The organism is Nocardioides sp. NBC_00368 (assembly GCF_036090055.1).
Taxonomy (GTDB): Bacteria; Actinomycetota; Actinomycetes; order Propionibacteriales; family Nocardioidaceae; genus Nocardioides.
The window spans coordinates 99,095-123,026 of the sequence record NZ_CP107970.1; the positions used below are offsets into that span (position 1 = coordinate 99,095).

At 71.3% G+C, this 23,932-nt stretch carries 20 protein-coding genes; 15 read left to right on the forward strand and 5 right to left on the reverse strand.

The genetic code is table 11. From position 1 onward, the window contains the following. Positions 1–44 precede the first annotated feature (44 nt). The 3 genes from OG984_RS00425 to OG984_RS00435 are packed head-to-tail and all read left to right on the forward strand — an operon-like array spanning position 45 to position 2,294. The gene (locus OG984_RS00425; RefSeq protein WP_328529713.1) at positions 45–860 is read left to right on the forward strand and encodes a Nif3-like dinuclear metal center hexameric protein; all 816 of its coding nucleotides are present in this window, start codon (positions 45–47) and stop codon (positions 858–860) included. A 34-nt stretch (positions 861–894) separates the two neighbouring features. Continuing rightward, on the forward strand, positions 895–1,611 hold the full coding sequence (locus tag OG984_RS00430) for a zinc ribbon domain-containing protein (RefSeq protein ID WP_328529714.1): 717 nt from the start codon (positions 895–897) through the stop codon (positions 1,609–1,611). After that, positions 1,608–2,294 (forward strand): histidine phosphatase family protein, encoded by a 687-nt coding sequence (locus OG984_RS00435; RefSeq protein WP_328529715.1) that lies wholly within the window; start codon positions 1,608–1,610, stop codon positions 2,292–2,294. Before OG984_RS00430 ends, OG984_RS00435 begins: the two co-directional genes overlap by 4 nt. Before the next feature lie 200 nt (positions 2,295–2,494). Here OG984_RS00435 and yaaA read toward each other — a convergent pair whose 3' ends face one another. Continuing rightward, entirely contained in the window at positions 2,495–3,286 is a 792-nt protein-coding gene (gene yaaA / locus OG984_RS00440; RefSeq protein ID WP_328529716.1) for a peroxide stress protein YaaA, read from the reverse strand. Between the two features lie 103 nt (positions 3,287–3,389). Between yaaA and OG984_RS00445 the strand changes: the two genes are divergently transcribed. Further along, the gene (locus OG984_RS00445) at positions 3,390–3,713 is read left to right on the forward strand and encodes a hypothetical protein (protein WP_328529717.1); all 324 of its coding nucleotides are present in this window, start codon (positions 3,390–3,392) and stop codon (positions 3,711–3,713) included. A gap of 17 nt (positions 3,714–3,730) precedes the next feature. Beyond that, positions 3,731–5,209, forward strand: a complete 1,479-nt coding sequence (locus tag OG984_RS00450; protein WP_328529718.1) for an RNB domain-containing ribonuclease — start codon at positions 3,731–3,733, stop codon at positions 5,207–5,209. A 23-nt stretch (positions 5,210–5,232) separates the two neighbouring features. On the opposite strand, the gene OG984_RS00455 is transcribed toward OG984_RS00450, so the two are convergent. Further along, a complete protein-coding gene (locus tag OG984_RS00455) occupies positions 5,233–6,165 on the reverse strand; it encodes a TauD/TfdA dioxygenase family protein (RefSeq protein ID WP_328529719.1) in 933 nt (310 codons plus the stop codon). Between the two features lie 139 nt (positions 6,166–6,304). Between OG984_RS00455 and OG984_RS00460 the strand changes: the two genes are divergently transcribed. The 3 genes from OG984_RS00460 to OG984_RS00470 all read left to right on the forward strand — a co-directional run bounded on the left by OG984_RS00460 (position 6,305) and on the right by OG984_RS00470 (position 11,691). Further along, the gene (locus OG984_RS00460) at positions 6,305–7,588 is read left to right on the forward strand and encodes a hydroxyacid-oxoacid transhydrogenase (protein WP_328529720.1); all 1,284 of its coding nucleotides are present in this window, start codon (positions 6,305–6,307) and stop codon (positions 7,586–7,588) included. A gap of 85 nt (positions 7,589–7,673) precedes the next feature. Next, positions 7,674–8,885 carry a multidrug effflux MFS transporter gene (locus OG984_RS00465; protein ID WP_328529721.1) on the forward strand — a complete coding sequence of 404 codons (1,212 nt, stop codon included), beginning with the start codon at positions 7,674–7,676 and terminating at the stop codon, positions 8,883–8,885. A 91-nt stretch (positions 8,886–8,976) separates the two neighbouring features. Next, on the forward strand, positions 8,977–11,691 hold the full coding sequence (locus OG984_RS00470; RefSeq protein ID WP_328529722.1) for a DEAD/DEAH box helicase family protein: 2,715 nt from the start codon (positions 8,977–8,979) through the stop codon (positions 11,689–11,691). 29 nt (positions 11,692–11,720) lie between these two features. On the opposite strand, the gene OG984_RS00475 is transcribed toward OG984_RS00470, so the two are convergent. Next, positions 11,721–12,470 (reverse strand): SGNH/GDSL hydrolase family protein, encoded by a 750-nt coding sequence (locus OG984_RS00475; RefSeq protein WP_328529723.1) that lies wholly within the window; start codon positions 12,468–12,470, stop codon positions 11,721–11,723. Between the two features lie 144 nt (positions 12,471–12,614). On the opposite strand from OG984_RS00475, the gene OG984_RS00480 reads away from it, so the two are divergent. The 3 genes from OG984_RS00480 (at position 12,615) to OG984_RS00490 (ending at position 14,983) form a co-directional block, all read left to right on the forward strand. After that, complete coding sequence (locus tag OG984_RS00480) at positions 12,615–13,838, forward strand: sensor histidine kinase (RefSeq protein ID WP_328529724.1); 1,224 nt, start codon at positions 12,615–12,617, stop codon at positions 13,836–13,838. Further along, entirely contained in the window at positions 13,835–14,503 is a 669-nt protein-coding gene (locus tag OG984_RS00485) for a response regulator transcription factor (protein WP_328529725.1), read from the forward strand. Before OG984_RS00480 ends, OG984_RS00485 begins: the two co-directional genes overlap by 4 nt. Before the next feature lie 90 nt (positions 14,504–14,593). Further along, positions 14,594–14,983, forward strand: a complete 390-nt coding sequence (locus OG984_RS00490; RefSeq protein ID WP_328529726.1) for a hypothetical protein — start codon at positions 14,594–14,596, stop codon at positions 14,981–14,983. Between the two features lie 67 nt (positions 14,984–15,050). On the opposite strand, the gene OG984_RS00495 is transcribed toward OG984_RS00490, so the two are convergent. Beyond that, a complete protein-coding gene (locus OG984_RS00495; protein WP_328529727.1) occupies positions 15,051–16,877 on the reverse strand; it encodes a flavin-containing monooxygenase in 1,827 nt (608 codons plus the stop codon). Between the two features lie 106 nt (positions 16,878–16,983). On the opposite strand from OG984_RS00495, the gene OG984_RS00500 reads away from it, so the two are divergent. The 3 genes from OG984_RS00500 (at position 16,984) to OG984_RS00510 (ending at position 21,382) form a co-directional block, all read left to right on the forward strand. Continuing rightward, positions 16,984–18,183, forward strand: coding sequence for a GAF domain-containing protein (locus tag OG984_RS00500; protein WP_328529728.1), 1,200 nt, complete (start codon positions 16,984–16,986; stop codon positions 18,181–18,183). Positions 18,184–18,287: 104 nt separating this feature from the next. Beyond that, complete coding sequence (locus OG984_RS00505; protein ID WP_328529729.1) at positions 18,288–18,998, forward strand: ABC transporter ATP-binding protein; 711 nt, start codon at positions 18,288–18,290, stop codon at positions 18,996–18,998. Continuing rightward, positions 18,998–21,382: an ABC transporter permease gene (locus OG984_RS00510; RefSeq protein WP_328529730.1), complete on the forward strand. Its 2,385-nt coding sequence runs from the start codon at positions 18,998–19,000 to the stop codon at positions 21,380–21,382. Before OG984_RS00505 ends, OG984_RS00510 begins: the two co-directional genes overlap by 1 nt. 24 nt (positions 21,383–21,406) lie before the next feature. Here OG984_RS00510 and OG984_RS00515 read toward each other — a convergent pair whose 3' ends face one another. Then, the gene (locus OG984_RS00515; RefSeq protein ID WP_328529731.1) at positions 21,407–22,339 is read right to left on the reverse strand and encodes a TerC family protein; all 933 of its coding nucleotides are present in this window, start codon (positions 22,337–22,339) and stop codon (positions 21,407–21,409) included. Between the two features lie 201 nt (positions 22,340–22,540). On the opposite strand from OG984_RS00515, the gene OG984_RS00520 reads away from it, so the two are divergent. Then, positions 22,541–23,923 carry an FAD-binding oxidoreductase gene (locus OG984_RS00520; RefSeq protein WP_328529732.1) on the forward strand — a complete coding sequence of 461 codons (1,383 nt, stop codon included), beginning with the start codon at positions 22,541–22,543 and terminating at the stop codon, positions 23,921–23,923. The last annotated feature ends 9 nt before the right edge of the window (positions 23,924–23,932 follow it).

Consider the following 23,932-nt stretch of genomic DNA (forward strand, 5'->3'; position numbering starts at 1 on the left):
TTGCTGCTGAGCGTGGTCCCGGTGGCGGGATCTAGGGTTACACCATGCCGATCGCGCCGACTCCGCCGACACTGTCTGCCGTCATCTCGCTGCTGGACGACTGGTATCCGCCCGCCACCGCCGACGAGTGGGATGCGGTCGGGCTGGTCTGGGGAGAACCCTCGCAGCCGGTCTCGAAGGTGCTCCTCGCCGTCGACCCGACCCTCCCGGTCGCCGAGGAGGCGGCCGCCTGGGGTGCGGACCTGGTCGTGGTCCATCATCCGCTCTTCCTGAAGGGCGTGCACGGGTTCGCGCCGACGACCCCCAAAGGGCGTACGCTCTCGACGCTCGTCTCCGCGCGGTGCGCGCTGCTGACCGCGCACACCAACGCCGACCAGGCGCTCGGCGGGGTCTCGGAGTCGCTGGCGCTCGCGCTCGGGCTGAGCTCGCTGCGGCCGCTGGTACCGGGGCTGACGCCTGACGTCGGCACGGGTCGCGCCGGGACGGTGGAGCAGACGACCCTGGGTGCCTTCGCCGAGTCGGTGGCCGCGGCACTGCCCGCGACCGCGGCCGGGATCCGGGTCGCCGGAGACCTCGACCGGCCGGTGTCCTCGGTGGCGCTGTGCGGCGGCGCGGGTGACTTCTTGCTCGACCAGGTGACTGCGTACGACGTGTACGTGACCAGCGATCTGCGCCACCACCCGGCCTCGGAGTTCTGTGAGAAGGGTGGTGCGCTGATCGACATTCCGCACTGGGCGGCCGAGTGGACCTGGTTGCCTGTGCTGGCGAGGCGACTTCGTGAGGCATTCGGGGATACGGTGGAGACCCGGGTCTCGGAGATCGTCACCGACCCGTGGACCAAGCGAATTGTGAACAACTGAGGAGAATCCGCTGAAAGCCGACCCGTTCGCCCAGGTGAAGCTGCTCGACGTCTGTGAGCTGGACTCGCGTGCGCTCCAGCTGCGCCACCGCCGTGCGCATCTGCCGCAGGCCGCCGTCGTGGCGGAGCTGCAGGCATCGAAGAAGACCACCGACGATGCCGTACGCGACGCCCGGGTCACCCGCGACGACCTCGAGCGGGTGCAGAAGAAGGCCGACGCCGATGTCGAGGCGGTCAAGACCCGCCGCCGGCGCGACCAGGAGCGGATGGACTCTGGGGCGATCAGCAGCGCCAAGGACCTCGAGCGCATGCAGCACGAGCTGGCCACCCTCGACCGCCGGATCTCGGTGCTCGAGGACGAGGAGCTCGAGGTCATGGAGCAGCTCGAGGAGGCTCAGTCGAACGTGACCCGGCTCGAGGCCGAGCTCGCCGAGATCACCGAGAAGCTGGCGGTCGCCGTCGACTCCGTCAACGTCGAGACCTCGAAGATCGACACCGAGCTGGCCGCGGTCGCCGAGGAGCGTACGCCGGCGCTCGAGGGCATCCCCGAGGACCTGCTCGCCCTCTACTCGCGCCTGAGCGAGAAGATGGGTGTCGGTGCCGCGGAGCTGCGTGCCCGGCGCTGCGGCGGCTGCAACCTCCAGCTCGACCCGGCCGAGATCTCCCGCATCCGCGGTCTCGCCGCCGACGAGGTCGTGCGCTGCGAGGAGTGCTCCCGCATCCTGGTCCGCACCGCCGAGTCCGGCCTGTGAGCGAGAAGCCTGCGCGGGGCTGGAGCGCCGGAGCGGCCGCGACGACCCTCGTCCTGGTACGCCACGGGGTCACCAAGCACACCGCCGTGAAGGCCTTCTCCGGCGGGCTCGGCGGCGACAACCCGCCGCTGACCCAGGAGGGCCGCGAGCAGGTGCTGCTGACCGCGGAGTGGCTCAAGCCGCTCGGGTCCGCGGTCGACGCGGTCGTCACCTCGCCGGTCCTGCGGGCCGCCGAGACCGGTGAGATCCTCGCCGGCGCGCTCGGCGCCCGGTTGGAGGAGGAGCCGGCGTTCGCGGAGATCGAGTTCGGGAAGTGGGAGGGGCTCACCTTCGCCGAGGTCGCCCAGCAGTACCCCGAGGAGATGAAGACCTGGATGGGCGCGACCGAGGTCGCGCCTCCCGGCGGTGAGTCGTTCGACTCCGCTCAGGCCCGGGTGCTCGCCGGGCTCTCGCGCGTGCTCGAGGCCCACGCGGGTGAGACGGTCGTGGTCACCTCCCACGTCTCGCCGATCAAGCTGATCGTCGCGCACGCGCTGGGCACGCCGATCGGCGGCGTCTTCAACATGGAGCTCTCGCCCGCCTCGGTGACCGTGGTGTCCTTCTACGCCGACGGCCGCGCCTCCATGCGCCTCTTCAACGGCCTCCCGCTCGCCCGCGACCCCTTCGCCACCGGCACCTTCTGACGCGCGCCGGACGCCGACTCGGCGCATCTGTCCCGGATTCCAGCGCCGAGTCGGCGCGTCTGTTCCGGATTGCAGCGCCGAGTCGGCGCGTCTGTCTCGTGCTCGTGGGACAGACGCGCCGACTCGACGGTCCCTGATGGGACAGACGCGCCGACTCGACGGTCCCTGATGGGACAGACGCGCCGAGTCGGCGGGGACGGCTAGATCTCTGTGACGACGACGTCGAGCTGGGTGCCCTTCTTCGTGGGCGCGCCTTCTTCGACGGTCCAGCCGAGGTCGCGGAAGGCTTCGGCGAGCTTGGCGGGGGTGCGGGGGTTGGCGCCGGACTCGAGGAGGGCCCGGACGAGACGGCCCTTGGTGGCCTTGTTGAAGTGGCTGACCACCTTGCGCTGGCCGTTGTGCTCGTGGAGGACGCGGACGGTGGCGGTGCGGGCGGGCACAGTGCTCGACCCTTCGGCGTCGGGGCGCCAGAACGCGGCGTACGTCCCGGACCGGAGGTCCACGAGGAGGCCGTCGCCGAGGGCCTCGGTCATGCCGGCGCCGAGGTGGGCGCGCCAGTGGGACTGGATGCCGCCGATGCCGGGGAGGGTGGTGTCCCCCGAGAGCCGGTACGCAGGGATCCGGTCGGCCAGGCCGACGAGACCGAACACGGAGCTGGTCACCATGACCCGGCTCGTCGCGCGGCGCTTCGCGGCCGGTGACAGGGTCGCGGGGGAGAGGGCGTCGTAGAGGACGCCGGTGTAGATCCGGTCGGCGCGGGCGGTGGGCGCGTCGAACAGCCCGGCGTTCAACGTGACCAGCTCGGGCTGGGTCTTCGGGATGCCGAGGATCTCGACGGCCGCCTCCGGCCGGGTGGCGCACAGCTCGACCAGCGCGTCGATGACCTTGGCGCGCGCCGGGTTGAGCACCGGGAGGCTCAGGTCGTCGAGCGTGAGCGGGTTGCCGCGTACGGCCGCGGTCTTGCCCTCCGAGGGCGGCAGCAGGATCAGCACGGTGACTATGGTGCCGTCCGGGAGCAGGATGGCCGAATCGAGGATTGGGTATCTTTCAAAGCGCCTGTGACCTGCGAGAACGCGGTGTGCCTAGAGTCCAGAGATGATCGCCCTGGCCGCCGAAACCGCGTCCGAGACCAACCTCGGCGGCCTCCTTCTCGTGATCGTCATCGTCGGGGTGTTCTGGATGATCCAGGACCTTTCGAAGAAGGCCCGGGCACGCTCGGAGCACCTCAGGGCGAAGCGGTCGCTGACCTCCTCCCAGCGCAAGGCGCTGGCCCGGATCGACCGGTCGGCGAAGGCGTACAACGGGTCCAAGAAGGACCTGTGGGAACAGTTCGCCGCCTTCAAGGGCAACCCGAAGGCCTTCGGCAAGGAGGCCGCCTCGCTGTACAAGACCTACAAGGCGAAGTCGAAGAAGAAGTAGCCACTAGAGTTCCGGCCATGGGCTCCGCACGCATCATCCGGGTGGCCAGTGCCGACGACGGTGTCGCTGCCACCACGCTCCGCGACGGGATCGCCGCGCTCCAGGCCGAGCTGGGGGTGAGTGCCGAGTTCCCGCCCGAGGTGGAGGAGGCGGCGGCCGCCGCAGCGGCCGACCCGAGGCTTCCCGAGCTGGACCGCACCGACCTGCCGTTCGTGACCATCGACCCCGAGACGTCGATGGACCTCGACCAGGCGCTCCACCTGGAGCGCGACGGCGAGGGCTACGTGGTGCACTACGCGATCGCGGACGTGGCCGCCTTCCTGGCGCCCGGTGACCCGGTCGACATCGAGGCCAACAAGCGTGGCGAGTCGCTCTACGCCGCCGACGCGAAGATCCCGCTCCACCCCAAGGTGCTCTCCGAGGACGCCGCCTCGCTGCTTCCCGACCAGGTGCGACCGGCGCTGCTGTGGACCCACAAGCTCGATGCCACTGGCGAGGGGATCGACACCTTCGTCGAGCGCGCGCTGGTGAGGTCGCGGGCGAAGCTGTCCTACGACGGCGTGCAGAAGATGTTCGACGGCGAGGGCTTCGGTGGTCTCGACAAGCTCGACCAACGGGTCGGCGAGTCGCTTCAGCTGCTGAAGGAGATCGGTGAGAAGCGGATCGCCCTCGAGGCGGCCCGCGGTGGGGTGAACCTCCCGCTGCGCGACCAGGAGATCTCGGTCGTGGGCGAGCACTGGTCGCTCGAGTACCGCGACCTGCTGCCGGTCGAGAACTGGAACGCCCAGATCTCGCTGCTCACCGGCTTCGCGGCGGCGGACCTGATGGTCTACGCCCGCGTCGGGCTCCTGCGGACCCTTCCCGAGCCCGATCCCCGAGACGTGCAGCGGCTGCACCGCACCGCCCGTGCGCTCGGGCTGGAGTGGCCCGCCGAGATGCTCTACCCCGACTTCATCCGCTCGCTGGACGGCAAGAACGGCAAGCACGCCGCGATGGCGATCGCCTGCACCAGGCTGCTGCGCGGGAGCGGGTACGCCTCGTTCAACGGTGAGCTCCCCGAGCTGACCGAGCACTCGGCGCTGGCCAACGAGTACATGCACGTCACCGCCCCGCTGCGCCGGCTGATCGACCGCTACGCCGGCGAGGTCTGCCTGGCGCTGTGCGCCGACCAGCCGGTCCCCGACTGGGTGACCAGAGCGTTCACCACGCTCCCCGAGACGATGCGGGCCTCGTCCCGGACCAGCGGTGCCTACGAGCGCGGCGTGGTCGACCTCGTCGAGGCCGGGCTGCTGTCCGAGCGGGTCGGCGAGACCTTCGCCGCGGTCGTCGTGGAGGTCGACGACGAGGACAAGCGGAAGGGCGCGATCACCGTGGAGGAGCCCGCCATCGAGGCCCGGCTCACCAGTGCGGCGGCCCTCCCGTTGGGCGAGGAGGTCCAGGTGCGGCTGGAGACGGCCGACGTCGCCGCCCGGAAGGTCGGCTTCACCATCGCCTGACCTCCCGGACGTACGCGCGTCGGTCAGGAGATCAGCTCGTCGAGGCGGTTGTAGACCTCGGCGGAGCCCTCGATGACCCGGCTGTGCGCGCCGCCGATGGAGACGGGTACGTCACCCTGCACGGTGATACGCCGCACCTCGCGCGGCAGCTCGTCGAAGTCGGCGACGGCGTAGTGCTGGGTCGCGCGGTTGTCCCAGATCGCGACGTCACCTTGCTGCCAGTGCCAGCGGACGGTGTTCTCCAGGGCGGTCACCCGGTCCTGGAGCAGGTTGAAGAGGGTGGCGCTCTCCTTCTGGTTCAGGCCGGTGAAGTGCTTGACGAAGTGACCCAGGACGAGCGCGCGCTCACCGGTCTCGGGGTGGATCCGGACCGCCGGGTGCTCGGTCTGGTAGATCGTGGAGATGAACTCCTCACGCTTGCGCGCGGCCACGTCGTCGGTGGATTCGGCCTGGTCGGGGCGTACGTAGTCGTAGTCGTTGGAGTGGACCGCCCACAGGTCGTCGACCAGCGCCTTGAGCTGCGGATGGAGCCTCTCGTAGGCGGTGACCGTGTTGGCCCAGACAGTGTTGCCGCCGTACTCCGGGATCTCCGCGCCACGCAGGATCGAGAACGCCGGCGGCCGGTCGACGAAGGTGACGTCGGTGTGCCAGGAGTTGGCGGCCATGCCACGGTTGGCCTTGAGCGTGAGCACCCGGGCGCTGCCGGTGTTGACGGTCGGGTGCGCGGTCGTCAGCGGGCCGAGACGCTCGCCGAACGCGATCTGCGTGCGGTCGTCGAGATGGTCCTGGCCGCGGAAGAAGACGACCTTGTGCTGCAGGATCGCGGCCCGGATCTCGGCGACCGTCTCGGCGGGCAGGTCGCCGGAGAGGGTCACGCCGTCGATGCGGGCGCCGATCCGCCCGCCGACCTTGTGGACGGTCAGCTCGTTGACGGGGGATGCTTCGGTGATCGTCATGCGTGGTCTCCTCTGACGGCGTCGGCTTGATCTGAATAAAGTCTAGTGAAATACATGACTTAAGACCACGGGTGTCTCACGAGACGTTTGGGCACTCCGCACAATGATGCGCATGGGAGCCGGTCGATATCGTGCGGTCATGACGCACGCAACGCCCGATACCGTGTTCACCTATGGCTCCCCGCAACTCAAGTTCGGCACCGGCGCATCGGCCGAGATCGGCTACGACCTGGCGTCGCTGGGCGCCCGCCGTGCCCTCGTGGTGACCGATCCCGGCATCTCCGCGACCGGGCTGCCGCAGCGGGTGGCCGAGCAGATGAAGACGTACGACGTCGAGGCCGTCGTCTTCGACGGCGTCCATGTCGAGCCGACCGACGAGAGCATGCGGACCGCGGTGGAGTTCGCCCGCGAGAACGGGCCGTTCGACGCGATCGTGGCGGTCGGCGGCGGGTCGAGCATCGACACCGCCAAGGCGGTCAACCTGCTGACCACCAACGACGGCGACCTGATGGACTACCTCAACGCGCCGGTGGGTCGCGGGCTCGCACCGGCCAACCCGCTGCTGCCGCTGGTCGCGGTGCCGACGACCACCGGGACCGGGGCGGAGTCGACGACCGTGTGCGTGCTCGACGTGCTGTCGCTGAAGGTGAAGACCGGGATCTCCCACGCGCGCCTGCGGCCCACGCTGGCCGTCGTCGACCCGGACCTGATGATGACTCAGCCGGCCGGGGTGACGGCCGCGTCCGGGATGGACATCCTGTGTCACGCGCTGGAGAGCTACACCGCCCGCCCCTACACCTCCTACGACCGCAAGGAGCCCGCCCAGCGGGTGCCCTACTGCGGCGCCAACCCGATCTCCGACATGTGGTCGGAGAAGGGGCTGTCGCTGCTGGCGGGCTCGTTCCGCCAGGCGGTCGCGCACGGCGGCGACACCCTCGCCCGCGGTGACATGGCGTTCGCGGCGACCTTCGCGGGGCTCGGTTTCGGCAACGCCGGTGTGCACATCCCGCACGCCTGCGCCTACCCGATCGCCGGGCGCGTACGTGACTTCCACCCGGCGGACTACCCCGGGGACGAGGCGCTGGTGCCGCACGGGATGGCTGTCTCGCTGACCGCTCCGGAGGCGTTCCGCTACACCTTCGACGCCGCACCCGAGCGGCACCTCCGCGCGGCCCGCCTGCTGGCTCCCGGCTTCGACGAGTCTCAGGAGAAGCCGCGCGATCTGCTGCCCCGGGTGCTCGCCGACCTGATGCGCGACATCGGGATCCCGGCGGGGATCGGCGAGGTCGGCTACGTCGCCGCCGACATCCCCGACCTGGTCGAGGGGGCGCTCAAGCAGCAGCGGCTGCTCGCCACCGCACCGAAGCAGCCGTCGGCCGAGGACCTCACCGGGATCTTCGAGAGGTCCATCACGCTCTGGTGAGGAATGCCCGGCGGGGCTGCGACGTTCGGTTGGTTGTCTTCTTCAACTGGCTTTCTTCGACCAGACTCTTCCGGAGGTTCCCTCGGTGACGTCAGTCCCGCCGCGGCTCTTGCTCGCACTCGCCCTGCTCTCGGCATCCGCGCCGCTTGCGATCGACTTCTACCTACCCTCCTTCCCGCAGATCGGCTCCGATCTCGGCGCCGCGGCGAGCAACGTGCAGCTGACCCTCACCGCCTTCCTGATCGGGCTCGCGCTCGGCCAGATCGCCTGGGGCCCGATCTCGGACCGCTTCGGACGGCTCAAGCCCCTGCTGATCGGCTCGGTCGTGGCCGCGGTCGCCGGCGTGCTGGCCGCGCTGGCGCCGACCGTCGAGCTGCTGATCGCCGCGCGGTTCGTGCAGGCGCTCGCCGCCGCGGCCGGAATCGTGATGGCGCGGGCGATCGTGGCCGACGTACTCCACGGCTTCGCCGCCGCCCGCGCGATGTCGATCATGATGTCGATCAGCGGCATCGCCCCGATCCTGGCCCCGGTGATCGGCGGCGCCCTCGCCGGGTTCGTGCCGTGGCGCGGGGTGCTCGGCATCGTCGCCGCGATCGCGGTGCTTCAGGTCGTCGTCGTGCTCCTGGTGATCCGGGAGAGCCTGCCGGCCGAGCGGCGGAGCAGCCGGGTCGAGTACGCCGACCTCGGCCGCCTCCTCGCCAAGCCCGCCTTCCTCGGCTACACGCTGACCCAGTCGCTCACGTTCGCCACCCTGATGACGTACGTCTCCTCCTCCTCGTTCCTCTACCAGTCGGTGATCGGCACCTCGGCTGCGGTCTACGGCATCGGGTTCGCGGTGAACGCCGCGTTCCTCACTGTCGCCGGGCTGGTCTCGGCGCGGCTGGCCAAGCGGCAGGTGCACCCGGCCCGGATCATCCGGACGGCGCAGCCGGTGATGGCCCTGGCCGCCCTGTTCGTACTGGTCGTGGCGCTGCTGCCGGCGCCGAAGGTGCTCATCCTGCTGCCGATCGTGGTCGTCACCACGTCCGTCGGCCTGATCATGGGCAACACCGGCGCCCTGGCCATCGAGCAGGCGCGTCCCTCGGTCGGCGCCGGCTCGGCGCTGATGGGCGGCATCATGTTCCTCGGCGGTGGCCTCGCCTCGCCGCTCGGTGCCGTCGCCGGCGAGCACACCGCGGTGCCGCTGGCGATCACCATGGTGGTCACCTCGGTCCTCGGCGCCGTCGCCTTCTCCCTCGCGCGGCGCTCGGTCGCCCGCAACCCGGAGTCCGAGGCGGCCTTCGCCACCGCGGCCTGACAAGCCTGCCGAGACGTCACCCGCGTCGGCCGAGACGTCATCCGCGTCGGCCGACGTACGGGACGCCTCGGCGCTGGCTAGGCTTCGCGGAGTGAAGCTCCGTGTCCATCAGCAGCGTGCGCTGTCCGCGCTGGGCGCGGCCTGGGAGGCGGGGCGGTCGCGGGCGTGGGTGGTGCTGCCGCCGGGTGCGGGGAAGACGCTGGTCGGGCTGGAGACGGCACGGGAGGCGATCGCGGACGGGGCGAAGGTCGTCGTGCTCAGCCCCAACACGGCGATCCAGGGGCAGTGGCTGCGCCAGGCGGCCGCGCGGGACCTGCAGGCGTCGTCGTCGCGTGAGATCGACGCGCCGCTGACGTCGCTGACCTACCAGTCCGTCGCGGTCTTCGGCGACCCCGACGACGAGGCGGAGACCGGCGAGAGCCACCTGGCCAGGCTGCACGACAACGGCCGTGCCCTGGTCGAGGCGCTGCGAGGCGCCGGGCCGCTGCTGCTCGTGCTGGACGAGTGCCACCACCTGCTCGAGGTCTGGGGCGAGCTGTTGGGCGAGATCCTGCAGCTGCTCCCGGACGCGCGGGTACTGGGCCTGACCGCGACCCCGCCCGAGGCGCTGACCAAGGAGGAGTCCGCGCTGGTCGGGACGCTGTTCGGCGAGATCGTCTTCTCGACCTCGATCCCGGCGGTCGTCCGCGAGGGCGACCTGGCTCCGTTCGCCGACCTGGTGTGGCTGACCACGCCCACGCCGGGTGAGCGGGAGTGGCTGCGGGGGAGCGCGGAGCGGTTCGAGGAGCTGCTCACCGCGCTGACCTCGGCCGATCTGGGCAGCGTGCCGTTCCTGACCTGGCTGGACCGGCGCTTCGTGGCGCGTTCCGAGGGTGCGCCCTCCTGGGCCGATCTCGCCAAGGCGTCGCCCGACCTGGCGACCGCCGCTTTGCGGGCCCACCACCGCGGGCTGCTCGCGCTGCCCGAGGGGGCGACGCTCACCGAGGCCCATCGCCGCGACCCGTCCGCCGAGGACTGGGTGGCGCTGATCGGCGACTGGGTGCGCGGACATCTCATGTCCTCCGAGGACGCGGCGGACCAGGACGCGCTGGCCGCGATCAAGCAGGCGCTGCCCGCGGTCGGCTACTCGCTGACCCGGCGTGGCATCCGGGCCGGTCGCTCACCGGTGGACCGGGTAATGGCCCGCTCGGAGGCGAAGACGACGGCGACCGCGGCCATCGTCGACCACGAGCGGCTCGCGCACGGCGACTCGCTGCGGCTCCTCGTCGTCACCGACCACGAGCGGGCCTCGGCCACGCTGCCGGTCGACCTGCGGGGCGTGATCGCCGAGCAGTCCGGCTCCGCACGAGCGGTGCTCGCCACGCTCTGCGCCGCCAACGACGACGTCCTGCTGGTCACCGGCGCCACCGTCGCCGGCCCGCCGGCGACCCTCGCCGAGCTGGTGGCGCACATCGCGCAGACCGACCCCGCTCTCGCCGAAGGTCTCGCGGTCGAGAAGGAGGAGGCGTACGCCACGCTCGTGGGGCGCTGGGGGAGCCGGCAGTGGGTCGCCCACGTGACCCGGTTCTTCGAGGCCGGCGGGTGCCGGGTGCTGGTCGGCACGCGCGGCCTGCTCGGAGAGGGCTGGGACGCCCGATCGGTGACCGGGATCGTCGATCTCACCGCCGCCACGACCACGACAGCGGTCGTGCAGCTGCGCGGGCGGTCGCTGCGTACGGATCCCAGGCGGCCCGACAAGGTCGCCGTCAACTGGACCGTCGTCTGCGTCGAGGAGGAGCACCCCCGCGGCGACAACGACTGGAAGCGGCTGGTCCGCAAGCACACCGGCTTCTTCGGTGCCGACGAGGACGGCTCCGTCGTGGACGGCGTCGGCCACATCGACGAGTCGTTCTCCCCGTACGCCGCCCCGCACGAGTCCGAATTCGACACCGTCAACGCCCGCATGGTCGCCCGTTCGGAGGACCGCGCCGCGATCCGGGAGCGGTGGCGGATCGGAGAGCCGTACGCCGATGTCGCCGGTCGTACCGTCCGGGTCCGTCTCCGCCGGGCCGGTGCGCTGCGCGCGCCGGCGGGAGTGGTCCTCGCGCCGCGACCGCCGGGCTTCCGGCTGCTGGAGGGTCGTGTCCCGGAGTGGCGGCTGCCGGCCAAGGCCGTCCTCGCGCCCGCGGCGCTGCTGAGCGTCGTGCTCGTCGGGATCGTCCTCGCCGGTGCCGGGGGCGGCGCGGCGGCGCTCGGTGGCGCCGCCGGCGGTCTGTGGGCACTCTGGGCGGCGTACGTCTACCGCGACGGCACCCGGATTGCCTCCCAGCTGCGCCGTCGACCGAGCGTGGGCGCCGTCGCTGCGGCGGTCGCCGACGGTCTGCACGAGACCGGACAGGCCTCGGTCGGCGCCGCAGGGCTCGAGATCGCCGTGGACTCCGACGGCAGCTACCGCGTCCACCTGGCCGGGGTGCCCGAGGCCGAGTCGGCGCTCTTCGCGGCCTCGCTCGAGGAGGCGCTGGCGCCGATCGCCGCGCCCCGCTACCTGGTCTCGCGGCCGGTCGTGGGCGACCTGGACCCCCTCGCGACCCTTCGCCTGGGGATATCCGGAAGACACACCGCCGAGGCCGAGGCCTGGCACGCGGTCCCCACCGCCCTCGGCCGTCGCGCCGCCGATGCGAAGGCGTTCCGCGCCGCCTGGGAGCGCTGGGTCGGCGGCTCCGGCCTGCTCTACACCGGCTCACCCGAGGGCGCCGGCCTCCTGGCCGCCCAGCGCGGCGCAGACCCTTTCGACGTCACCGCCGTGATCCGTCGCCACTGGTCCTGACCCCTCGGCCGCCTCGGCCGCCTCGGCCGTCAGTCGGCGATCGCGGTCCAGGTGGGGAACTTGGCGGTTCGGCCGTCGCCTGAGGATCGGCCGGTGAGGCGGCGGTGGATCCACGGGCCGACGAACTCGCGGTAGTAGGCAAGACCCTTCTTGCCCGCAGCGGCCTCGAAGTCGAGGTCCCACCAGCCCTCGGGGACCTCGACGCCGAGCGAGTCGAGGACGCGGGCGGCGACCCGGTGGTGGCCGCGGGCGTTCATGTGGAGCCGGTCCTCGGACCAGAAGCGGCCGTCCATGAGGGTGGTGTCGGGCCAGTTGTAGGCGCGCACGATGTCGTCGCGGTGGGCGACCCGCTGCTCGACCAGGCCGACGAGCTCGTCGCCGCGGCGCTGGAACACCTTGCCGAGGGGGAGCCGGGCCGACGGGTTGGCGCCGGAGAGCAGGATCAGCGTGATCCCGTGGGCGTCGCAAGCCTCGAGGACGGGGTGGAGGAGGTCGGCGATCGCGTTCGCGTCGGCCTTCGGGCGGAGCATGTCGTTGCCGCCGCCGTTGAAGGACAGATGTGTCGGCTTCAGCGCCAGCGCGGCGGGAAGCTGCTCCTCGACGATCGGGCGGATCAGGCGCCCGCGGATGGCGAGGTTGGCGTACTCCACCCGCGTGCCCGAGGCCGCCCAGCCCTGGGCTACCAGGTCGGCCCAGCCGCGTACGTGACCGTCGGGCTTCTCGTCGCCGACCCCTTCCGTGAACGAGTCACCGATCGCGACGTAGCGCACTGCCTCCACGAGTCCTCCAACCCCATTCATCCGACCCGGTAACCGATGCCAGATCCATTGCCAGCCTCTGGATTCTAGTCCGCCCGCGGTCTGACCCTGACATCCGTCCCCGGGCTGACGCCGCAGCCGCCTCGGCTCCTCTACGGTGGGCCTGTGGAGGAGTTGGTACGCCCCTGGCGGCTCGGCCCGCGTGGGCGATGGTGGTTCGACGTCCTGCTCGCCGGCACCCTGTTCCTGATCATCCCGTTCTACGCCATCCAGGTCCTGCTCGACGGTGGCGCCGCAAAGGACGTCGGCAGCACCAGCCACGTCGCCGACCTGGTGCTCGTGGTGGTCCAGCTGGTGCCGCTGCTGTGGCGCCGCCGGCACCCGGTGATCGTCTATGCCATCGTGGCCGGCGCCTGCGGCCTGCAGGTGCTCCTCATCGACTACCCGTTGGTCTCGCAGGTCTCCTATCCGATCGCGGTCTACTCGGTGGCGCGCTACGCCAGCCCGCGCTGGGGACTGGCGGCGCTCGCGGTGGGCCTGTTCGGCTCCGTCCTCGGCACCCACGACTGGATGAGCTCCGTCGACACCACCTCCGCCGGCGAGCCGCAGGACGGCATCAACTGGAGCACCTACGTCCCGGTCGCGCTCTCGCTCGCCACCTTCCCGGTCGCCGCCTGGGCGCTGGGCGCCCTGGCCCGCACCAGAACGGCGTACGTCGACTCCCTCATCCAGCGCAACGAGCAGCTGCGCCGCGAGGCCGAGCAGCGCGCCGAGCTCGGCGCGACCCAGGAGCGGGCCCGGATCGCGCGCGAGATGCACGACGTGGTGGCCCACGGACTGAGCGTGATCGTGGTCCAGGCCGACGGCGCGCGCTATGCCGCCGAGCAGGACCCGGCCCTGGCGCCGAAGGCGCTGGAGACCGTCGCGCAGACCGCGCGCGAGGCCCTGACGGAGATGCGGCAGCTCCTCGGTCTGCTGCGCGACGGGGACACGCTGACCCGCCCGCAGCCGCGGCTGGGCGACATCGCGACGCTCGTCGAGGAGACCCGGGCCGGCGGGATGGAGCTGGCCGCGACTCTTCCCGAGCCCGGCCTCGCGGTGCCCGAGGGTGTCGCGCTGACCGCCTACCGGGTGGTGCAGGAGGCCCTCAGCAACGTACGCAAGCACGCCGGCCCCGGAGCCGCGGCCAGGGTCGCCGTGACCGCCGGGAGCGGCAGCCTGGAGATCGAGGTCACCGACGACGGCCGGGGCGCCGCTGCGGAAGCGAAGGAGTCCGGGGGTCTCGGGCTGGTCGGGATGGAGGAGCGGATCAGCGCTCACAGCGGAACCCTCGAGACCGGCCCGGCGCCCGGCGGCGGGTTCCGCGTCTACGCGAAGATGCCGCTATGACGATTCGTGTCTATCTCGTCGACGACCAGGAGCTCGTGCGAGCCGGCTTCCGGATGCTCATCGACTCCCAGCCCGACCTCAGCGTCGTCGGCGAGGCCGGCGACGGCCAGGAGGCCGTCGCCGCGCTCACCCCGGGCGGCACCGAGGCGGACGTCGTCCTGATGGACGTACGCATGCCGCGCATGGACGGGGTCGAGGCGACCGGCCTGATCGCCGGCCGCGAGGGCGCGCCCAGGGTGATCGTGCTGACCACCTTCGACCTCGACGAGTACGCCTTCGCCGCGATCCGGGCGGGCGCCGCGGCGTTCCTGCTCAAGGACGCCCGTCCCGAGGACCTGCTCACCGCGATCCGTACGGTGCACGCCGGCGACTCGGTCGTCGCGCCGAGCACCACCCGGCGGCTGCTGGAGCACTTCGCCGCCTCCGCGCCCTCGACCACCGCCCCCGCGGCCGCCGAGCAGCAGCTGGCGGCGCTGACCGAACGTGAGCGCGAGGTGCTCACGCTGGTCGGCCGCGGCCTGTCCAACACCGAGATCGCCGAGACCTTCGTGGTCGCCGAGGCGACCGTGAAGACCCACGTCGGGCGGCTGCTGGCCAAGACCGGTTCCCGTGACCGCGTCCAGCTCGTGGTGCTGGCCTACGAGACCGGCCTGGTCGGCCGCTAGTCTCGCCCGTGGTCGAGCCGGTCGAGACCACATCTCAAACGGTATCGGCGACAGTGAGCGCGGTGCGTCGTGAAAGTCAGGGGAAACCAGATGGACCAGCAGGCGTCACGAGGTCACGACGATGCAACGAGGCTGGGCGACCGCCTCTTCACCCCGATCGGTATCGCAGTCGCCGCGTTGCTGCTGGGACTCGTGATCGGCTTCGTGTTCGCGCAAGGGCGCTCACACATGCATGAGGCGAACGTCGCATGCATGTCGGCGGTCGGTGCCATCTCGTGCGGCCCGCTCGACTCGCCCGGCCAGGGGGAGTACGGAGTGCCCCTCGACGTGGCGTGGACGAAGGACGGCGTCTTCCACTCCGACGGTCGCCCCGACTGCCTGCCCCCGACGGGGCGCGGGACGGTGCAGGTCCAGGTCACCTGGACAGAGGTGGAGACCGGAGGAACATCGTGGAAGCAGGTCGTCGGCGTCCACTGCTGAGATCGCTACGGAGCGGCGCTGATCATGGCGGCACCATCGGGTTCGATGGTGCCGCCATGGAGCGCGGCTAGGAGAGGTGGTGCACCGGCGCCAGGTTGTAGACCGGCGTCTCGATCCCCTCGAACCGGGCCTTGAGCTGCAGCGCGAGGTAGAGCGAGTAGTGGCGCGACTGGTGCAGGTTGCCGCCGTGGAACCACAGCGCCTCCTGCTGGGTCGGCTTCCACATGTTGCGCTGCTCGCCCTCCCACGGGCCGGGGTCCTTGGTGGTGTCGGAGCCCAGGCCCCAGCACTTGCCGACGCGATCGGCGACCTCCTGGCTGATCAGGTCGGCGGCCCAGCCGTTCATGGAGCCGTAGCCGGTGGCGTACACGACCAGGTCGGCGGGGAGCTCGGTGCCGTCCTCGAGGACGACGGACGTCGCGGTCAGGTGGGAGACCTGGCCCTGCGCGAGCTTGACCAACCCGTCGGCGACCAGCTCGGCCGAGCCCACGTCGATGTAGTAGCCCGAGCCGCGGCGCAGGTACTTCATGAACAGCCCCGAGCCGTCGTCGCCCCAGTCGTGCCGGAACCCGGCCTTCTCCAGGCGCGCGTAGAAGTCGGCGTCGCGCTCGGCCATCTGCTGATAGAGCGGGATCTGGAACTCGTGCATGATCCGGTAGGGGAGCGAGGCGAAGACCAGGTCGGCCTTCTCCGTGGTCATCCCGGAGGCGACCGCGCGCTCGGAGTAGAGGTCGCCCAGCCCGATGTCCATCAGGGTGTCGCTCTTCACGATGTGGGTCGAGGACCGCTGCACCATCGTCACGTCGGCGCCGTGCTCGAACAGTGCCCCGCAGATGTCGAAGGCGGAGTTGTTCGACCCGATCACGACGACCCGCTTGCCCTCGTACGCATCCGGGCCCGGGTGCTGGGAGGAGTGGTGCTGCTCGCCCTGGAAGATGTCCATGCCCGGCAGGTCGGGGATGTTCGGCTTGCCGGACATCCCGGTGGCCAGGATGAGCTGCTTCGGGTGCAGGGTGATCTCCTCCCCGCCACGCTCGACGGTGACCGTCCACTCCCCGTCCTCCTCCGAGTAGGAGGCGCTGGTGGCCGTGGTCGAGGACCAGTACGGCACCTCCATCACCTTGACGTAGGACTCCAGCCAGTCGCCGATCTTGTCCTTGGGTGCGAAGACCGGCCAGTTGTCGGGGAACTTCAGATAGGGCAGGTGGTCGTACCAGACCGGGTCGTGCAGGCACAGCGACTTGTAGCGGCCGCGCCACTGGTCACCGGGCCGCTCGTAGCGGTCGATGACGAGCGACGGCACGCCGAGCTGACGCAGCCGCGCGCCGAGCGCGATCCCGCCCTGGCCGCCACCGATGACGACCGCGTACGGCTGCTCGGTCAGGCCCAGCGTCTCCGCCTCGACCTGCCGCTTCTCGGCCCAGGTGACCCGGTCGCGGTTGACGCCGTGCTCGGCACCCTTCGGGCGACGTTCGCCGCGGGGCTCCTCGTGGCCCTTGAGCTCGTAGAGCGTGGTCAGGAAGGTCCACGCCTTGGGGCGGTCACCGTCGACCTTGAGCCGCAGCAGCCCGCGGCCACGTCCGATCGCCGTCTCGAAGGTGAACCACGCCGTGGTCACACCGTCCGCGGTCGCCTCCGGCTCCTCGAGCGCGAAGCCGGAGGGGTCGACACGTTCCAGCGTGGCCGAGAGCAGGTCGGCGACCCCGGTCGGGTCCTCGACGGTGGTGATGTTCCAGGAGAAGGCGACCAGGTCGCGCCAGAAGCTCTTGGTGGCGAACAGGCCCGCGGCCCGCGGGATGTCGCGTTCCTTCAGAGCCGCCTCGAAGTCGGCGAGCCAGGTCTGCGCCGGGCCGCTCTGCACGGCCGCGGTAGGGGGTTCGAGTGTCTGCGTCATGCCTCCAGCACACCGCCACGCGGGCGCGGGAGAAAGGGTTGCAACGGATTGCATGTGGCGCGGGTCACAGCGAGCACCTACCCTCGGAGTCGGAGGTGGACGCCAGATGACAGCGACCGGAGCAGTGCCGGCGGGAGCAGACCTGCCGCGCCTCGCCCGCGACCTCGTACGCGTCCACGACGCCGTCCTGTCCGGCGGTCGCCCGCCCAGCACGCCCCGGATCCTGGTCGAGCGCTCCTGGCGCCGGGTGATGAGCATGGGCCTGGAGCCCGGCAGCAGCAACGGCAGACGTACGCCGTCGGCCGCCGAGTGCGCGGCCAGGAGAGCGCGCTCGCCGCTGGCGACGGTGATCGGCGACCTGCGCGCGGTGCTGACCTCGGCGGCGGACGCCGCGACGTACCTGATGGTGGTCACCGACGCCGAGGGCGTGGTGCTGTGGCGCGAGGGCTCGGCGCGGGTGCTCAAGATCGCCGACCAGCTCGGCTTCGTCGAGGGCGCGCTGTGGACCGAGCGCGCGGTCGGCACCAACGCCATCGGCACCGCGCTGGCCGAGGCGGCACCGGTCGAGCTCTTCTCCGCGGAGCACTTCGAGCAGGCCCAGCATCCGTGGTACTGCACGGCCGCGCCGATCCACGACCCCCGCACCGGAGCACTGCTCGGTGTGGTCGACGTCAGCGGGCCCGCGCTGACCCTGCACCCGGCGATCGGTGCCCTGGTCGAGAGCGCGGTGCGCCTGGCCGAGATGAGCCTGTGGCGCCACCACCAGGAGTGGCTCGAGCGGCTGCGCCGAGAGACCGACCACGTCGTCTCCGCCGTCGAGGGCCCGCTGCTGGTCGTCGACGACGACGGCTGGGTCGCCCACCACGCCGGGATGGCCGCCCGCGACCGGATCGCGGCACCTCGGCAGGACAAGATGCTGACCGTCCCGGGCCTGGGCCTGTGCCTGCCCGAGCGGGTCGGCGAACGCGGCTGGCTGGTCCGGCCCACCTCCGCGGGCTCGGGAAGCCTGACCGCCCGGCTCGATCCCGACGGCACCCTCGAGGTCGTCTCCGAGTCGGGCAGCTGGCGCACGACGCTGACCCGCCGCCACGTCGAGATCCTCACCCTCGTCGACGCCGCCGGTCCCACGGGCCTCACCGCCCGCGGGCTCAGCGAGGCCGTCTTCGGCGACGCCGAGCACATCGTCACCGTGCGAGCGGAGGTCTCCCGGCTGCGCCGCTCGATCGGCGCGCTCGTCTCGACCAACCCCTACCGGTTGGCTGACGGGGTGACGCTCACCCGCGGCACGAATCCGCGGCATGAATAGGGGATGACCCCGAGCCGACCCTTGCCGATCAGCCCCAGGTCGTACGCCGGGATCAGCCCCCAGCCCGATGTGGGCTGACGCCTCGCGACGAGAGGCTCTGAGGCATGACACAGACCTCTGTTCCCACGATGACGGCCGCCGCCCGAGCGGTGGGCCTGACCAAGACCTATGGCAAGGGTGCCACCGAGGTGCACGCGCTGCGCGGGGTCGACCTCGAGATCCGCCGTGGTGCGTTCACCGCGATCATGGGCCCGAGCGGCTCGGGCAAGTCGACGCTGATGCACTGCCTGGCCGGGCTGGACCGCCCGACCTCGGGTGAGGTGGTGGTCGCGGGCCAGCCGCTGGAGAACCTCAACGACGACCAGCTGACCGTCTTCCGCCGGGAGAACGTCGGCTTCGTCTTCCAGGCGTTCAACCTGCTGCCGATGCTGACCGCCGGGCAGAACATCCAGCTGCCGCTGGAGCTGGCCGGCAAGCGGGTGACCGACGAGACGCGCGCGCGGGCGCAGATGATCGCGGACACCCTCGGCATCGGCAAGCGCCTGGGCCACAAGCCCTCCGAGCTCTCCGGCGGCCAGCAGCAGCGGGTGGCGATCGCCCGCGCGCTGGTCACCCAGCCCACGATCCTGTTCGCCGACGAGCCCACCGGAAACCTCGACTCCGAGACCTCGGCCGAGGTGCTCGACCATCTCCGCCGCAGCGTCCGCGAGCTCGGCCAGACCGTGGTCATGGTGACCCACGAGGCCTCCGCGGCTGCGTACGCCGACGAGATCGTCACCGTGAAGGACGGACACATCGAAGGGGTGACGCGCTGATGCGGACGGTGTTGTTCGCATCCCTGCGAACCTACGCCCGCCGATACGCCGCGGCCGTCGTGGCGGTCGTCGCCGCGGTCGCGCTGATCGTGGTCACCAACGCGCTGACCTCGGCGACGAAGTCAGGCCTCTTCGCGGGCATCGACGCGCCGTTCCGGAACGCGGTGGGCGCGGTCGACCTCCCCTCCGAGGAGGTCACCGAGAAGTACGTCGAGAAGGGCGGCTGGGCGCTGGCGATGTCGATGCAGCCGGTCCGCACCGACACGACCATGCTCGGCCAGGACATCATGGTCGGCGCGGTCTCCACCGAGAAGCGCTGGCAGTGGCAGGAGCTCGAGGAGGGCCGGTTCCCGACCCGTGCCGGCGAGGCCGTCGTCGACGCCAACGCCGCCAAGACCAACAAGGTCGCCATCGGCGACACGCTGAAGGTCGGCAGCGGGAAGACGGCGGTCGAGACGACCGTGGTCGGCCTGGTGGACGCTCCGTCGATGTGGTCCTCGCCGATCTACGTCACCTGGCCCGAGATGCAGGGCTGGAACGACCAGTACGTCCAGGCCGTGATGACCGCCGGCACCGGCGACACGGCCGACAAGTGGCTGGACACCGACGACTACCTCACCGAGCTGCAGACCCAGCTCAACAAGGAGGTCAACATCGTCGCGTACATGGTCCTGATCTTCGCCTTCATCGCCCTGTTCGTCTCCGTGCTGGTGATCACCAACACCTTCTCGATCCTGTTCGCCCAGCGGATGCGCGACTTCGCGCTGCTGCGGGCGATGGGCGCGACGAAGCGCCAGGTCCTGAGGTCGGTACGCCGCGAGGCGCTCGCGCTCGGCCTGCTCGCCTCGCTGCTCGGCCTGGTCGTGGGCGCCGTCCTCGGCTGGGGGATCGTCGCGGTGGTGCGGCAGCTCGCCGAGACCGCGCCGCTGGGCGACGTCTCCCTGGAGTGGCCGTGGCTCCTCAGCGCCTTCGTCCTCGGCACCCTCACCACGCTGGTCGCCTCCTGGCTGCCCACCCGCCGCCTGATGCGGCTCAGCCCGCTGGCCGCGCTGCGTCCCCAGGAGGGCTTCGACGTACGCGGCGCCGGCATGTTCCGGCTCGGGCTGGGCGGGCTCGCGACGCTGGCCGGCATCGCGATCATCTTCCTGGCCGTCGGCTGGGACGACGCGCAGACCGGGATGCTGATCGTGCTGGTCGGATGCGGGGTCACGTTCATCGGCGTGATGCTCCTCGGACCGGCGCTGGTGCCCGGTCTGGTACGGCTGGCCGGGTCGGCCCTGGCACGGGTCGCCGGATCGCCGGCGAAGTTGGCCGCGGCCAACGCCGGACGCAACCCGAAGCGCACCGCGGCCACCGCCGCATCGCTCCTGGTCGGCGTCACGCTCACCACCGGCGTACTCACCGGGATGAACACCATCCGGGCCGCCACCTTGGACGAGATGGCCGCGCAGCACCCGATCGACATCGCGCTGCAGGCGGAGTCCGAGCCGCTGGCCGACTCGGTCCTCGGAGACGCGAAGGCGGTCCCGGGCGTCGCGGACGCGGTCGCCGTTCCAGGTGCGCTGGCCTCGGTCGAGGCCGACGGCAAGCCCGTCCCGGTGCCGGTCGTGGCCCCGCCCGCGGGCGACATCGCGCTGAAGGACCTCAGCGTGAAGCCGGGCACGATGGTGCTCTCGCCGGTCGCCGCCTCGGCCTTCGTGGAGGACTCCTTCGAGGCCTCGGGGGAGAAGATCGAGCTGGTCGTCGGTGACCGGAAGGCCACCGTGACCCTGGACGTACGCGAGATCGACGGTGCGCCGCAGATCTCCGCCGCCACGCTGCGCGCGCTGACCGCCGACCCGCAGACGTACGCCGTCTGGGTCCGGGCCGATGCCGGAGCCGACCCGGAGGACCTGGCCGGGGCGCTCGGGGTGCTCGCTCCGGACGCCGAGCTGATCAACGGCAAGGGTCAGCGGGCCTGGGTCGAGCTCCAGCTGGACGTGTTCACCTGGGCCGTGATCGGGCTGCTCGCGATCTCGGTGCTGATCGCGCTGGCTGGCATCGCCAACACGCTGGGCCTCTCGGTGCTCGAGCGTGGTCGTGAGCACGCGCTGCTGCGGGCCCTGGGCCTGACCAAGCGTCAGCTGCGACGGACGTTGGCCGCCGAGGCGGTGCTGCTCTCCGCGGTCGCCGCCGTGGTCGGCACCGCGCTGGGCGTCTTCTTCGCCTGGGGCGGCAGCGAGATCCTCATCGGCGACATGCTGCCCGACGCCAGCTTCGACCCGCCGGTGCTGCAGCTGATCGGCGTCGTGATCGTCGCCGGCGTGGCGGGCCTGGTCTCCTGCGTGGTGCCCTCCAAGCGGGCGACCAGGGTCAGCCCGGCGGAGGGACTCGCGCTGGACTGACCCCGGTCGGGACCGCTCGGTCGATCAGACCTCCGCGTGCTCCTGCTGCTCCTCCTCGGGAGCGGTGGAGCGCGCGGAGGCGATCAGGCTGGTGGTGACCGTGACGGCGAGGATGCCGACGATGATCACCAGGGAGAGCCAGGTCGGCACGACCGGGACGCCGTCCCAGTGGCCGTGGGCCCAGTGCAGGCCGAGCTTCACGCCGATGAAGGCGAGGATCGCGGCCAGACCGTAGGAGAGGTGGACCAGCTTGGACAGCGCGCCCTCGAGCACGAAGTAGAGGGCTCGCAGGCCGAGCAGGGCGAACGCGTTGGTGGCGAAGACCAGGTAGGGGTCGCCGGTGATGCCGTAGACCGCCGGCACCGAGTCGACCGCGAAGATGATGTCGGTGGCGAAGATAGCGAGCACCACGATGGCCATCGGCTTCAGGCCGATCTTGCGGCCGATGCGTACGGCCAGCATCTCCTCGGGGTCGACCTTCTGGTCGTGGCCCTGGAGCGCCTCGACGAAGAGCTTCACGGCGGTGACCAGCAGGATCGCGCCGAAGATCAGGAAGACGATGTCCCACTGGGACAGTGCGGCGGCGCCCAGCGCGATGAAGATGCCGCGCAGCACGAGCGCGCCGACGATGCCGAAGAGCAGCACCTTCTGCTGCAGGTGGCGTGGCACCGCGAAGGCCGCGAGCAGCAGCATGAACACGAACAGGTTGTCGACGCTGAGCGACTTCTCGACGATGTAGCCGGTGTAGTACTCGAATCCGGTCTGGCTGCCGTGGGCGTTCCAGACCCAGACGCCGAAGGCGAGCGGGAGCGCGACGTAGAAGACCGACCAGCCGATGGCCTCCTTCATGGAGACGTCGTGGGGCTTGCGGGTCAGGACGAAGTCGAGGGCGATCAGCACCACGACGGCGGCGATGGTGACGGCCCACAAAGTGGGCGTGGCGATGGTATCGAGCATGCGGGTTCCTCAGGCGTGTCGATGAACGTCTGAGGTCTCCCTCACCCCGGATCGGGGCGCCATTCCGGGACGGTGTCGGCACCGACGTACTGACCGGAATGAGCTTGGTGAGGTACTCCCCTCGGGGTGAAGCGTATCGGTAGCGCCGAACGAGTGTGCAAATCGTGGCCAAGGACGACGGCCGGACGACACAATGGCGCGATGACGACGGAGTCACAGCCTGCCCTGCTCGACGACCTCTCCGCCAGCGTCTCCGAGGTGGTGACCGACGAGCTCTCGCTGCTGGCGGCCTCGACCGACCGGTCCGGATCGGTCGCGGACGGTCTCCCGACGGCGGTGGTGAGAGCCCATAGCGTCGCTGACGTCCAGGCGGCGATGCGGGTTGCCTCGGCGCACCGGGTGCCGGTCGTCCCGCGCGGCACCGGCACGGGGCTGGCCGGGGGAGCGGTCGCCGGCACCGGCCACCTCGTCGTCGACCTCTCCGCGATGGACCGGATCCTCGAGCTCGACCCGGTCGACGAGCTCGCGGTCGTCGAGCCCGGTGTGCTCACCGCGCGGCTCGACGCGGCCGCCGCCGAGGTGGGGCTGAGGTTCGCACCCGATCCGGCCTCCGCGGCGATCTGCTCGATCGGCGGCAACGTCGCGACCAACGCCGGCGGGCTGCGGTGCGTGAAGTACGGCGTCACCCGGGAGGCGGTCCTGGGCCTCGACGTCGTGCTCGCCGACGGCACCCTGATCCACACTGGCCGCCGCACCATGAAGGGCGTCGCCGGGCTCGACCTCACCGCCCTCTTCGTCGGCTCCGAGGGCACCCTGGGCATCGTCGTCGGCGCGACCCTGCGGCTCCGGCCACGGCCGGTCTCCACGCTGACGGCTTCTGCTGCGTACGCCTCGGTGGCAGCGGCCGCTCGCGCCTGCGCCGAGATCGCCGCCGCCCGTCGGGTGCCGTCGATGCTGGAGCTCATCGACCGGCGCTGCCTCGAGGCGATCGACCGGTTCGCGGGCACCTCCTACGCCTCCCGCGGTGATGCCCTGGTGATCGCCCAGGCCGACGGGCCCGCGGCGGAGTCCGAGATCGAGGCGATCGCGGCGGTCCTCGGCAAGGAGGCGACCTGGATCGAGCAGGGTGTCGACGAGGAGTCCTCCGACCGCCTCGTCGCGACCCGTCGTCAGGTCCTGCCGGCCATCGAGGCGGAGGGCGCCTTCTTCATCGAGGACATCTGCGTGCCCCGGTCCCGGCTCGCCGAGGCGGTCGAGCGGATCTCCGAGATCGCGGACAGGCACGGCGTACGCCTCTACACCCTCGCCCACGCCGGCGACGGCAACCTGCACCCGGTCATCGGCTGGAACCCTGCGCCCGGCGACGTCCCCGGCGCCATGCCGCCGGCGGAGACCCTCGCCGGGGACGAGATCTTCGGGCTCGCCCTCGAGCTCGGTGGCACCACCACCGGCGAGCACGGCGTCGGCCGGCTCAAGCGCAGGTGGCTCGAGCCCGAGGTCGGCGCCGGCTCGATCGACGTCCAGCACCGGATCAAGGCGGCCCTGGACCCGCTGGGGATTCTCAATCCGGGTGTCGGGTTCTGACCAGTCGCA